Raw genomic sequence first — 12,165 nt, forward strand, 5'->3', positions numbered from 1 at the left:
TTTCAGGGCCGGTTGCCGCCGAAGACTTGGTGAGGGCCTTTCTCGGCATCCTGCCCGCTTGTACCGCCGGTCCAGCCCTCGGCACGCCAGCCTTCGGCTCGCTCGTCGAGATCGATCGAGCCGGATTCCCGTAAAGCCGAGATCACCTGCTCGGCGCGCCCCTCGTCGCTTCGCACGGTCACGAGGGTACCACCCCGTCGAACGCCTTCGGCATAGGCTGCCGCCTCGGCCTCGGTCATGCCAGCGCCCGTCAACCCACCGACGAGGCCCCCTGCGGCGGCACCGATCCCCGCCCCGGTGAGGGCCGACACGAGCCAGCCTGCCGCAACGACCGGGCCGATGCCTGGCACCGCGAGCATGCCGAGACCGGCAAGCAATCCCGCTCCGCCGCCGATGATGCCGCCGACCGCAGCCCCCGTACCCGCCGTCCCGGCGGCATTGGCCTCGGCCTCTCCGGCAATCGGGGCGGCGCCCGGCGCGGAGACGTCGGGTGCGTCCGGCGAACGGCTTGCGAGGATCGCGATGTCGGCATGGGGAATGCCCAGGGCTTCCACGCGCTCGATGGCGCTCTGCGCTTCCGCATAGCGTTCGAACAGGGCGGTGACGGCGCGTTCCGGCATGTTGCCTCCTTCGGGTCTCGCCTTGGATCTTGCCCGGTCAAGCGCCGGGCGCCGGGCCGGTTCCGGTCAGAAAGCATTCGGTTAACGGGCCGCTAACCATCCGCCCGGCAAATCTTGCCGGGTGTTTGCGGGCGAGGCCCGGCGGGGGACGGAATGAGCGAGGCGGCCACGCCCACGGGCGGGGGACTGAGCGGCACCGCGGCGATGCTCGGGCAGATCGGGTTGCCGACCCGCGGCGATCTGCAGGCACTCTCGAAGCGGTCCGACCTGCTGTTCGCGACGGGCGTGCTCGGCATCCTCGCGGTGCTGATCTTCCCGCTGCCGTCGATGCTCCTCGACCTGCTGCTCGCGGTGTCGATCATCATGTCGGTCCTGATCATGATGGTCGGCCTGTCGATCGACAATCCGCTCGAGTTCACGGTCTTCCCGACACTGCTGCTCATCGCGACGATGTTGCGGCTCGCCCTGAACCTTGCCTCCACGAGGTTGATCCTCGGGCACGGGCACGAGGGCACGGCCGCGGCCGGTCACGTCATCGAGGCGTTCGGCCATTTCGTGATGGGCGGCAATTTCGTGATCGGGATCATCGTGTTCGCGATCCTGATCATCGTGAACTTCGTCGTCATCACCAAAGGTTCGGGCCGTATCGCGGAAGTCGCGGCGCGCTTCACCCTCGATGCCATGCCCGGCAAGCAGATGGCCATCGATGCCGACCTGTCGGCCGGTCTGATCGACGAGAAAGTCGCCAAGGCCCGCCGCGCCGCCCTGGAGGAGGAATCCTCCTTCTTCGGTGCGATGGACGGTGCGTCGAAATTCGTACGCGGCGACGCGGTGGCGGCGCTGCTCATCACCTTCATCAACGTCATCGGCGGCATCATCATCGGCGTCGCGCAGCAGGGCATGGGCTTCGGCGACGCCGCCAAGAGCTACACGCTGCTCACCATCGGCGATGGGCTCGCGAGCCAGGTTCCCGCGCTGATCGTCTCCACGGCGGCGGGCATTCTCGTCTCGAAGGCGGGCGTGCGCGGTGCGGCGGACAAGGCGATGGGCAAGCAATTGGCCCATTACCCGAAGGCGCTGGGCATGTCGGCGGCGGTGATGCTGCTGATCGGCCTGCTGCCGGGCATGCCGATCCTGCCCTTCCTGCTGCTCGGCGGCGGGGCGGGCTACGCCGCCTGGAAGCTCAACAGAGAGGCCAAGGTCGCCCCGGTCATGGATGCCGAGGGCAAGCCGGTCGAAGCCGCGCCGGGCGCGCCCGCGAAGGAGGAGACCGTCACCGACCTCCTGAAGCTCGACGATCTCAAGCTCGAAATGGGCTACGCCCTGTTGCCCCTGGTGAACGGCGAGGGACAGGACCGTCTCACCGATCAGATCAAGGCCCTGCGCCGCCAACTCGCGGCGGAACTCGGCTTCGTGATGCCCTCAGTCCGCATCCTCGACAACGTCCAGCTCGATGCAAATTCCTACGTGGTGCGGGTGAAGGAAATCGAGGCGGGTACCGGCAAGATCTTCCCCGGCCAGTTCATGGCGATGGACCCGATGGGCGGTCAGGTGCAGCTGCCGGGTCAGCACATGTTGGAGCCGACTTTCGGCCTGCCCGCCACCTGGATCGATGCCTCCCTGCGCGACGATGCGCAGCTGAAGGGCTACACCGTGGTCGATGCCGCCACGGTGGTCTCGACGCATCTCACCGAGGTGATCAAGGCGCATGTCTCCGAGCTTCTGAACCACGTCGAGGTCCAGAAGCTGATGCGCGAACTGCCGAAGGAGCACGGCGAACTCCTGAAAGAGGTTTGTCCCTCTCAGATCTCGACCACCGGCATCCAGCGCGTGCTGCAATTCCTGCTGGCGGAGCGTGTCTCGATCCGCGACCTCGGCACGATCGTCGAGGGTGTCGCCGAGGTCGCCGGGGCCGTGAAGAACCCGCGTGACGTGGTGGAGCATGTCCGCGCCCGCCTCGGCCGCCAGATTTGCGCGCAGTATCAGGGACCGGACGGGGCTCTGCCGATCGTCACATTGTCCCCCGCCTGGGAGCAGGCCTTCGCGGAATCCATCGTCGGGGAGCGCGAGGAGCGTTACCTCGCCATGCAACCCTCGAAGCTCTCGGAATTCGTCAATCTCGTGCGGGACCGCTTCGAGACGGCAGCGCGGCTCGGCGAGATGCCGGTCCTCGTCACCTCGGCCCAGTCGCGCCCCTTCGTCCGTTCGATCATCGAGCGCTTCCGCCGCGAGACGCCGGTGATGAGCCAAGCGGAGATCCACCCCCGCGCAAGGCTCCGGACGGTGGGCTCGATCTGAAACGCAAAAAGCGGCCCGGTCTCCCGGGCCGCTTCGCACTGTTCGATCGAGCCGTCGTCGAGATCGGTCTCAGACCGCCTTGCGCTTCAGGTCCCGCTCCAGATCGTGGGCATCGAGGCCCGGCACCGTCACGGGTGCTTCCGGCACGGGCTTCGGCGCGTGCGGGTGGGCGGCGGTGCCGATGGCGGCGGCGAGACGGGCGCGCTCGAAAGCCACGACCACGACGATCGAGATCAGCGCCGGGATCCAGAAGTAGAAGATGCGGAACACGATCACCGCCGCGATGATCGCATCCTTCTGCGCCGCATCGGTGATGTTCATCGCCGTGATGAACACGATCTCGAACACGCCGAGACCGCCGGGCGCGTGAGAGGCGAGCGCCACCGAAAACGAGGCGAGGAAGATCGCCAGGACGGGGATGAAGCCGGGGTTCATCGCATCCGGCAGGGCGAAGTAGATGATGCCCGCCGCGCCGAGCAATTCGAGCGGGGCCGCCACGAGCTGCCGCAGCATGATGCCGGGACGCGGATATTCGAGCTTGAACGAGCGGATGTGCAGCGGGCGCAGATGCAGGATCGAGCCCGCCGCATAGAGCGCGACGAAGCCGAGCATGCCCGCGCCGACCACGTAGGCGGTCTTCGGATCGGTGAGGAAGCCCGGTAGCTTGCCGTCGAGGCGGCTCAGCAGCTGCGGGTCGATGACCAGGGTGATGCCCCCGAGCAGCACCGTGCCGAGGAAGAAGGTGAACGAGCACAGGGCGACGAGCACCGCCACCTGCGCCGCCGTAAGCCCCTTGGCCGTGTACGCGCGGTAGCGCACCAGGGCGCCGGAGAAGACCGAGGCGCCGATGTTGTGGGACAGGGCGTAGGTCGTGAAGGAGCAGAGCGAGACGAACAGCCACGAGATGTGGCGCACCCCGAGATGCAGCAGCGCGATCCGGTCGTACCAAGCCAGCGCCGCATAGGCGACGAGGGTCGAAAGGGCCGCCAGCATGATCCGGTGCGGCGGGATCGCAAGGATTGCGTTGCCGATCGCCGAAATCGAAGTGGTCTTCAGTTCCTGATACAGGAAATAACCGGAGATCACGACGGCGGCGAGGCCGATAAGCGGCCAGATAAACTCGCTGAGCTTCTTCATGGATAAGGACGCCTTGGGAATGGCCCCTGATGCGCCACTATCCGGCGCGCCGCAACCCGGTGACACCCGGTTGCCGGCGCGCTCACATGTCATTCGATCGTGACGGTTTCGTGCACACTTGCACGAGGCCGGTTTCAGGCGCGAGCGCGGTTCAGCCCGATGCCGTCCATGGCCGCCTGATCGCGGGCGTTCTCGGCAGCGCGTTCGGCGGACCGTTCGCGGTCGTCGAGGATTTCGACCTTCTTCAGCTCTTCGAAGGCTTCGCCGAGTTCGGCCTTGGCCTCGGCCAACTGGCCTTCGAGGGCCTGGGCCGATTGGCGCATGTTGTCCCGCCGCGTCGCCGCCGCGCGGGCATAGGTCGGATAGGCGAAGTGACCGACATCGGTGATCCCGGCACGAGACTCCTCCATGGCGACTTCCCGATCAAGCTCGGTCGCCATGCGGTTGAAGTCCGCCATCATCATCTCGATCTGAGTCACGCGGCGACGCTTCTCATCGACCTGAAAGCGACGCAGGCGGATCAGCGTATCACGCGATTTCATGGGGGGACGCTCACTCCACGCGGTGCGCGCCGGCCATTGCCGCCCGATGCGCGACGAACTCAGGCTCCTCCGACGATCTGGGCGAGCCGTGCGTAACCATCGCCGATGGACGTTGCTTCTTCCTTACCTTGCCCCAGAAAAGCCTCAAGATCTGGCATGAGCGCCACCGCTTCATCGACCTCCTGGGACGAACCCGCGCGGTAGGCGCCGAGGCGGATCAGCTCTTCCATATCGGCGTAGGTGGAGAGCACCCGGCGCGCCCGCCGCACCACCGGCAGGAAGGCCGGATCGCAGGAGCGCGGCATGGTGCGCGACACAGAGCGCAGCACGTTGATCGCCGGATAGCGCCCGCGCTCGGCGATGGACCGTTCCATCACGATATGGCCGTCGAGAATGCCGCGCACCGCATCCGCCACCGGCTCGTTGTGATCGTCGCCCTCCACCAGCACCGTGAACAGCGCCGAGATCGTGCCCGCGCCCGTCCCCGGCCCCGCCCTCTCGAGCAGACGCGGCAATTCGGAGAAGACGGTGGGCGTGTAGCCCTTGGCGGTGGGCGGTTCGCCGGCCGCGAGGCCGATATCGCGCTGGGCCATGGCGAAGCGGGTGATCGAGTCGATCATACACAGCACGCGCGCGCCTTGATCGCGGAAATGCTCGGCCACCGACAGGGTGACGTAGGCGGCGTTACGGCGCATGAGCGCGGGCTCGTCGGAGGTCGCGACCACCACGACGGAGCGCGCGAGGCCCGCCGCGCCGAGATCGTCCTGCAGGAACTCCTGAACCTCGCGCCCGCGCTCGCCCACGAGGCCGATGACGGCGACATCCGCCGCCGTGTAGCGCGCCAGCATGGAGAGCAGCACGGACTTGCCGACACCGCTGCCCGCGAAGATGCCCATGCGCTGTCCGGCGCACATGGTCAGGAAGGTGTTGATGCAGCGGATGCCGAGATCGAGCGGCGCGCCGACCCGTTGCCTCGCATGGGCGGGCGGCGGATCCGCCCGCAGCGGATAGATCTGCGGTCCCTGCGGTAGCGGCCCGAGCCCGTCCACCGGCCGACCCAGGGCATCGATGACCCGGCCGAGCCACTCGCCCGTGGGGCGGATCGCGCCTGCGGCCTCGTCGCGGACATAGGCCGGGCAACCCCTGCGAACCCCGTCGAGGGAGCCGAATGGCATGGCGAGCGCCCGCTCGCCCTGGAAGCCGATGATCTCGCAGGGAATGACGCCCTGCCCGCCTGCACCTTCGATATCGAGGCGCCCGCCGAGCCGCATCGCTGCGACGGGCCCGGCCACCTCGATTAGGAGCCCCCGGATCGCCACGACCCGGCCGTAGGTTTCGAGCGCTTCGACCCGCCCGACCCCGTCGAGGGCCGTCGACAAATTCGTCACGGATCTTGCCGGCTCGTTCGCCAACGCGCCCCTCCTCAACGGTTCGTTTACCCGCCTCCTTAACACTGCGGTCATCGGGCTTGTAGCGGCCTGGTGCCGGGAGGCTCGTCCGCCTTCGCTCACTCGCAATGCCGAGGGGGTGTGGCAGCCGGGTGACGCCCTCGCAGCGGATCGTTACGGCCGAAGTACTTAGATGCGTATCGCAGGCGAAACACGCCGCGATCGAGGGGGCGTTTGCGCGTCTCGCCACCGATGCCGGGGGAAAATTCTCCGGCCAAGGTGGCCGATTGCGAAAGTATGAGCTTGCGGCCGGGAATCAGGTTTTGTTAACGATTAACTCATAGCGTTTCACGTCAAGTGCGGTGGGGCGCCTGTCCACAGGCCGGTGGCAGGCTGTCAACGGGGACGTGTGCGCGCGCTGTTACGGCCGGCTGGGCTGGGGACCGACGATGCGGGTACTTCTGATCGAGGACGACAGCGCGACCGCGCAAAGCATCGAGTTGATGCTGAAGTCCGAGAACTTCAACACGTACACGACAGATCTTGGCGAGGAGGGAATCGACCTCGGCAAGCTGTATGACTACGATATCATCCTCCTTGACCTGAACCTGCCCGACATGTCGGGCTATGAGGTGCTTCGCAACCTCCGCGTCGCAAAGGTTAAGACCCCGATCCTCATCCTGTCCGGCCTCGCTGGCATTGAGGACAAGGTGAAGGGCCTCGGCTTCGGTGCCGACGACTATCTCACCAAGCCGTTCCATAAAGATGAACTGGTGGCGCGCATTCACGCCATCGTTCGCCGGTCGAAGGGCCATGCCCAGTCGGTCATCACCACCGGCGACCTGATCGTGAACCTCGATCAGAAGACCGTCGAGGTCGGCGGCGCCCGCGTGCACCTGACCGGCAAGGAGTACCAGATGCTGGAACTCCTCTCCCTGCGGAAGGGCACGACCCTCACGAAGGAGATGTTCCTGAACCATCTCTACGGCGGCATGGACGAGCCCGAACTGAAGATCATCGACGTCTTCATCTGCAAGCTGCGCAAGAAGCTGGCCAATGCGAGCCAGGGCAAGAACTACATCGAAACCGTCTGGGGTCGCGGCTACGTGCTGCGCGAGCCGATGGACGGCGAGGAGCGCATGGCGGTCTGATTCACCTCGAAGGTCCAGCCCCTTCGAACCCCGTCGGCCTCGGCCGGCGGGGTTTTTGTGTTGGCCACCAACCACCGCGTTCCACCGCGACGGGCTACCGACAGCCTATTCCAAAAACTCGAAGCGGCCCCTTCCGCCGCCATGAGGAGCGAACGAAACCCATCGAGGGAGCCCCGCATCCGGCAGCACCCGCTGCAATGGACTGCCTCTCTCCGCTCGCGATGACGACGCGACATGATCCGACGATCACCGAAATCGCGCCAATCGCTACGTTCAGCAATAACGGTATAATCATACGCTACGACTAGTCAATTCATTCGTTGGCGCCTCTATAACACGACTATTTCCGGTATGGATTAGTAAATTCGCGTATTTAATATGCAATGTACTCCTATATCTTTGTATTTACGTGTACTTCATCGCATTTATAGTTGCAGATATGCGACATACAGCGAGACATGATGTCATATAGACCCCATATGATTGGCAAATGCGCCGATATTGGGGGTTGTATACATGAAAAGATTTGCAATTTCGGCTCTTGCAGCCGTTCTGTCGGTCACGACTGCTCACGCGGCTGATCTTCCACACAAGAACGTTCCTGGTCCCACCGCGGCGCCGCTCCCAACCTTCACCTGGACCGGCTTCTATGCCGGTCTGAATGCCGGGTATGCGCAGGGTCGCGATACCCTGAAGGATCTCGGTTCCCCCAGTGTGATTTCGGCGCTCGGCACCAACACGGTCAATCTCAAGAGTGAGGGTTTCACCGGGGGCGGCCAAGTCGGCTACAATTATCGACTCAGGTCAGGCGACGGTTTCGTTCTGGGTGTCGAGGGCGATGCGCAATACGCTGGCCTGCATCGCAAGCGTAACCTGCAGTCCAACCCCGAGATACCTGCCGATGGTCCTGCCGGGCTTGGCTATACCGATCGTGATAATCTCGGCGTAGAATCAACCACCAATAGTCTTTACACGATCCGTGGCCGTGCCGGTTATGCTTTCGATCGCTTTCTCGTCTACGGGACCGGCGGCGTAGCCTTCGGCGATATCCGCATGCACGGTTCCTATACGTCTGAGGAACTCAGCTATCAAAATCAAATCCTGGTCGGAACCTATCCGGATACGCAGAAGAGTTTCCGGCTACGCGGCATTCAGACTGGCTATGCGGCCGGTGGCGGTATCGAATATGCCCTCCCGGATCGTGCGGATACCGCCAATCCGGTGACGATCCGGGTCGAGTACCTGCACTACGATCTCGGTCCGCGGACCATCAGCGTGGACAATTCCTTCAAGCCCAAGGCAACCACCCGGGGGGATCTGATCCGGGCAGGGCTGAACCTCAAGTTCAGCGGGCTTTGATACGGAGTATCCAACGAACAGGAGTGTGGGGCACTCACCAAGCGGCTTGCCGCACGGGGGTGCCCCGTCATTGCATTGGGTTAGCGCGCCAATCTCGTTGTGGGGCCGGTCATACGACCCCTCGGTGAGAATACCCCATGCCCCCGGATCGGCGTGAAGCGCAGCGGTAAACGACTGTCTCTCGATCTCTGCGGCCCAGGCCCGCCAGGTCGCCTTTCACCGCATTCCCGGCCCGGAAAAGACCTGCGCCGCCGGGGCGACGATGACGTAGCTACCGCAGGGCGCCGTCTTGGAGATTACGGCACTCGCTACGCCCCAGACATAGGTGCCGCCCCGATCCGTCGCGACGACGGGGCCGCCCGAATCGCCGAGGCAGATCCGTCCGCCGCCATCGACCCGGGCGATGGTGAGACCGGTGCTGGTGGAGGCGACGGGAGTGAGGCCCGCTGTGCGCAACCGGCCGACACCGGTTCGAGACAGGCCCGCCCCCGCGAAACGAAGATGCTTGGGCACCCGGCTCGGATCGCTGGCGATTGAGACCGGCCGCCGTCCCTTCACCGGCTCGGTCAGCCGCAGCACTGCGAGGTCGACGGAGAGATCTTCCAGGGTGATGCCCGTGGCGGCGTTCGGTAGCATCTCGCCCGGATCGGGGCTGTATCGTGCTGCGACCTTCGCCGTGTAGACCGGACGAACGGGGTTGCCGCCCTTGAAGAACACGACGAGCGCGCCGAGCGGATCGCCGTTCACGCAATGGGCGGCCGTCAGCACGAGATCGGGCGAGACGAGGACGCCGGAACAGCGGGTAAGTTTCAGCGCCTCGTCCGGCTGGGTGACCGTCCCCAGGCCGACCGTGGCCTGAGCGAGGGCATCGCCCCCCGCCACGGATCCACCGTCGATGGCGTGGCCGGGCGTGGCGGCGAAGACCGCCATGGCCGCCGCGAAAAGGAGGCGGCCCCTACCGACGATGCGCAAATGCGTACTCCGTGCCTAACCGGCGACCGTCCAGGTCGTGGTGCCGTCCTTGTTGTCTTTCACCGACACGCCCATCGCGGCGAGCGCGTCGCGGGCGCGATCCGAGGCCGCCCAATCCTTGGCCGCCCGCGCGTCCTTGCGGGCAGCGATCAGCGCCTCGACCGCTGCAACGTCGATGCCGGAAGCGGCGACGCGCGATTTCTCGCGCTCGGATTTGGTTTGCGTCAGGAATCCGAAGAGGTTCGCCGCCGCCCGTAGATCCCCGGGCGAGGACAGCTTGTGAAGCTCGGCAATGGCCGCGGGGGTGTTGAGGTCGTCGAGCAGCGGCGCGAGCACACTCTCGGGCATGGCGGCCGATGGCGTGGCGTCTCCAGCGGAGGCGTACCAGCGGTCCAGCATCTTGCCGGCTTCCTCCAGGCCTCGCACCGTCCAGTCGATCGGCTGGCGGTACTGCGTCTTGAGCATGTTGAGGCGCACCACCTCGCCCGGCCAGTCGTTCAGCACCTGCCGGATCGTGATGAAGTTGCCGAGGGACTTCGACATCTTCTCACCCTCGACCTGCAGGAAGCCGTTGTGCATCCACACATTGGCCATGACCGGCGTGCCGAAGCAGCAGCGCGACTGCGCCACCTCATTCTCGTGGTGAGGGAAGATCAGGTCGATCCCGCCCGCATGGATGTCGAAGGTCTGGCCGAGGTGCTTGGCCGACATGGCCGAGCACTCGATATGCCAGCCGGGCCGCCCCGGCGAAGCGATGCCGCAAGGCGAGGGCCAGGACGGTTCGCCCGGCTTCGAGGGCTTCCACAGCACGAAATCGAGCGGCGAGCGCTTGTAGGGCGCGACCTCGACCCGCGCGCCCGCCTCCATCTCGTCGAGGGGGCGCTTCGAGAGACGGCCGTAATCGGGCATGGACGGTACGTCGAAGAGCACGTGCCCGTCCGCCACATAGGCATGACCAGCGGCGACGAGGCCCTCGATCATCGCCACCATCTCGGCGATGTGGTCGGTGGCGCGGGGCTCGATGAAGCGCGGCGGCTGGCCCGGCTTGTTCACATCCTCCGGCATGAGGATGCCGAGATCGCGCACATCCTTATGGAATTGCGCCAGGGTGCCGTCGGTCGAGCTCGCGGATGGTGATACCGCGCTCGGACGCACGCGCGTTGATCTTGTCGTCCACGTCCGTGACGTTGCGGGCATAGGTGACGTGGTCCGGCCCGTAGAGGTGGCGCAACAGCCGGAACAGCAGGTCGAAGACGACGATGGGCCGGGCATTGCCGATATGGGCGGCGTCGTAGACCGTCGGCCCGCAGGCGTAGAGGCGCACGTTCGCGGGGTCGATCGGCGCGAAGGCGTCCTTCCGGCCGGTCAGCGTGTTGTAGAGCCGCAACATCGGCGCCATGAAACCCGTTCCTTCCAGCCGCCCCCGCCCGGCGGCCGATCTCCAAAACGCTTTGTCCCCCTAGGGGACTGGGCCGCCTTCCGGCGACGGCGCGGCGAAACCGTGGCGACCGACCGGGCGCGGCCGGGCTGCCTGTTGCACCGCCGCGACGGTGCTCGGCTCCCGATGGGGCTAACGCAAATGCGTGAGGATTTCGAGAACGGAGAAACACGGGCAGGCCCCGCGAGGGCATAAGGGTTCCTTAACCCTCCTCCCCGACCGTTCCTCCAGCGATCGTCACGTCACCCATCCCGTGACCGAGGACATTTCATGCGACGCACGGCTACCGGATCTATTGCCATCGTTGCGCTGACGGCTCTCTGCCTCGGCCAAGCCCAAGCGGGCGGCGACGGCGAGACGCCCCGCGTGGCGGCGAACCATGTCGAGAAGACCTTCCTCATTCCGTCCAGCGACGGCTACGGCGTGGCCGATTGCCTGACCTCGCCGGGCAGCGAGTGCGGGCAGGTCGTCGCCAATGCGTGGTGCGAAGCACAGGGCTTCGCCTCGGCGGGCTCCTACGGCACCGCCGCCGCCGACGAGTACACCGGCGCCATCGAGCAGCCGGCCGCACCGAAGCCGGCCGACCGCCCGATCCGCATCACCTGCCAGGATTGAGCCGGTCGCCCGGCTCACGCCTCACTTCACGAAGTCGGAGCACTTGGCGGCGGGTTCCGTGCCCCAGGGCGCCAGCGGCACCGCCGAGGTCGAGTTCTTCGGCGATCCCTGGATCACCTTGTCGGAATAAACCATGTAGATCAGCGTGTTGCGTGCCGCATCGCAGCCGCGGACGATCTGCATCGACTTGAAGATCAGCGAGCGGCGCTCGCTGAAGACCACTTCGCCCTGCTTCACTTTCTCCTTGAATTGCACAGGCCCGGTCTGGCGGCAGGCCAGGGAAATGTCCGACACATCCTCGGCCAGGCCGAGGGTGCCCTTGATGCCACCCTTCTCGGGCTGCGTGTACCAGCAGGCGACACCCGAAACGGACGGATCGTCGATGCCGTAGACGACGAGCTTGTCATTGGGCGTCAGGGGACGCCACACCGTCGATTTGTCGAAGATCCGATCCGGATCCTGGGCCAGAGCCGGGGCGGCCACGGATGCCGTCAAGGCGGCGGCGAGGCCAATCCGGGTGAGACTGCGAAACAACATAAGCGGTCAATTCCCCCTTTGGTATGACGGGGGTGGATGTAGGAGGGGTGACGCCCCGCTTCGAGGAGGTTTATTGTTGTTTTCGTCTCCCCCGCGAACGAGAACCGG

At 65.6% G+C, this 12,165-nt stretch carries 10 protein-coding genes and 1 pseudogene; 4 read left to right on the plus strand and 7 right to left on the minus strand.

All coding sequences use genetic code 11. The features are described from left to right. Positions 1-2: 2 nt before the first annotated feature. A complete protein-coding gene (locus tag ACFQE0_RS02100; protein ID WP_378966633.1) occupies positions 3-620 on the minus strand; it encodes a hypothetical protein in 618 nt (205 codons plus the stop codon). A 153-nt stretch (positions 621-773) separates the two neighbouring features. Here ACFQE0_RS02100 and flhA point away from each other — a divergent pair, with 153 nt between their 5' ends. Continuing rightward, positions 774-2,918 (plus strand): flagellar biosynthesis protein FlhA, encoded by a 2,145-nt coding sequence (gene flhA, locus ACFQE0_RS02105; RefSeq protein ID WP_378966635.1) that lies wholly within the window; start codon positions 774-776, stop codon positions 2,916-2,918. A 69-nt stretch (positions 2,919-2,987) separates the two neighbouring features. Here the strand turns inward: flhA and ACFQE0_RS02110 are convergent, their stop codons facing one another. The 3 genes from ACFQE0_RS02110 to fliI all read right to left on the minus strand — a co-directional run bounded on the left by ACFQE0_RS02110 (position 2,988) and on the right by fliI (position 6,009). Continuing rightward, the gene (locus ACFQE0_RS02110; protein WP_378966638.1) at positions 2,988-4,055 is read right to left on the minus strand and encodes a lysylphosphatidylglycerol synthase domain-containing protein; all 1,068 of its coding nucleotides are present in this window, start codon (positions 4,053-4,055) and stop codon (positions 2,988-2,990) included. Positions 4,056-4,189: 134 nt separating this feature from the next. After that, positions 4,190-4,597 carry a flagellar export protein FliJ gene (gene fliJ / locus ACFQE0_RS02115; protein WP_243954966.1) on the minus strand — a complete coding sequence of 136 codons (408 nt, stop codon included), beginning with the start codon at positions 4,595-4,597 and terminating at the stop codon, positions 4,190-4,192. Positions 4,598-4,656: 59 nt separating this feature from the next. Further along, the gene (fliI, locus tag ACFQE0_RS02120) at positions 4,657-6,009 is read right to left on the minus strand and encodes a flagellar protein export ATPase FliI (RefSeq protein WP_378966641.1); all 1,353 of its coding nucleotides are present in this window, start codon (positions 6,007-6,009) and stop codon (positions 4,657-4,659) included. A 425-nt stretch (positions 6,010-6,434) separates the two neighbouring features. Here fliI and ctrA point away from each other — a divergent pair, with 425 nt between their 5' ends. Both ctrA and ACFQE0_RS02130 read left to right on the plus strand, forming a co-directional pair. Further along, entirely contained in the window at positions 6,435-7,136 is a 702-nt protein-coding gene (ctrA, locus tag ACFQE0_RS02125) for a response regulator transcription factor CtrA (RefSeq protein WP_238250123.1), read from the plus strand. A gap of 516 nt (positions 7,137-7,652) precedes the next feature. Next, a complete protein-coding gene (locus ACFQE0_RS02130) occupies positions 7,653-8,495 on the plus strand; it encodes an outer membrane protein (protein ID WP_378966644.1) in 843 nt (280 codons plus the stop codon). A gap of 216 nt (positions 8,496-8,711) precedes the next feature. Here ACFQE0_RS02130 and ACFQE0_RS02135 read toward each other — a convergent pair whose 3' ends face one another. Next, on the minus strand, positions 8,712-9,467 hold the full coding sequence (locus tag ACFQE0_RS02135) for a trypsin-like serine protease (protein WP_378966646.1): 756 nt from the start codon (positions 9,465-9,467) through the stop codon (positions 8,712-8,714). Positions 9,468-9,482: 15 nt separating this feature from the next. Continuing rightward, positions 9,483-10,866, minus strand: a pseudogene (gene cysS, locus ACFQE0_RS02140) (cysteine--tRNA ligase). Between the two features lie 309 nt (positions 10,867-11,175). Here cysS and ACFQE0_RS02145 point away from each other — a divergent pair. Then, positions 11,176-11,520: a hypothetical protein gene (locus ACFQE0_RS02145; protein ID WP_378966649.1), complete on the plus strand. Its 345-nt coding sequence runs from the start codon at positions 11,176-11,178 to the stop codon at positions 11,518-11,520. Positions 11,521-11,541: 21 nt separating this feature from the next. On the opposite strand, the gene ACFQE0_RS02150 is transcribed toward ACFQE0_RS02145, so the two are convergent. Next, positions 11,542-12,057, minus strand: coding sequence for a CreA family protein (locus ACFQE0_RS02150; RefSeq protein WP_378966651.1), 516 nt, complete (start codon positions 12,055-12,057; stop codon positions 11,542-11,544). Between the last annotated feature and the right edge of the window lie 108 nt (positions 12,058-12,165).

This window comes from Methylobacterium komagatae, assembly GCF_042661665.1.
In the GTDB taxonomy this organism is placed as follows: domain Bacteria; phylum Pseudomonadota; class Alphaproteobacteria; order Rhizobiales; family Beijerinckiaceae; genus Methylobacterium; species Methylobacterium komagatae.

Coding starts and splice junctions, on each gene's coding strand:
- ACFQE0_RS02100 (WP_378966633.1), bottom strand. CDS start 620: ATGCCGGAACGCGCCGTCACCGCCCTGTTCGAACGCTATGCGGAAGCG.
- flhA (WP_378966635.1), top strand. CDS start 774: ATGAGCGAGGCGGCCACGCCCACGGGCGGGGGACTGAGCGGCACCGCG.
- ACFQE0_RS02110 (WP_378966638.1), bottom strand. CDS start 4,055: ATGAAGAAGCTCAGCGAGTTTATCTGGCCGCTTATCGGCCTCGCCGCC.
- fliJ (WP_243954966.1), bottom strand. CDS start 4,597: ATGAAATCGCGTGATACGCTGATCCGCCTGCGTCGCTTTCAGGTCGAT.
- ctrA (WP_238250123.1), top strand. CDS start 6,435: ATGCGGGTACTTCTGATCGAGGACGACAGCGCGACCGCGCAAAGCATC.
- ACFQE0_RS02130 (WP_378966644.1), top strand. CDS start 7,653: ATGAAAAGATTTGCAATTTCGGCTCTTGCAGCCGTTCTGTCGGTCACG.
- ACFQE0_RS02145 (WP_378966649.1), top strand. CDS start 11,176: ATGCGACGCACGGCTACCGGATCTATTGCCATCGTTGCGCTGACGGCT.
- ACFQE0_RS02150 (WP_378966651.1), bottom strand. CDS start 12,057: ATGTTGTTTCGCAGTCTCACCCGGATTGGCCTCGCCGCCGCCTTGACG.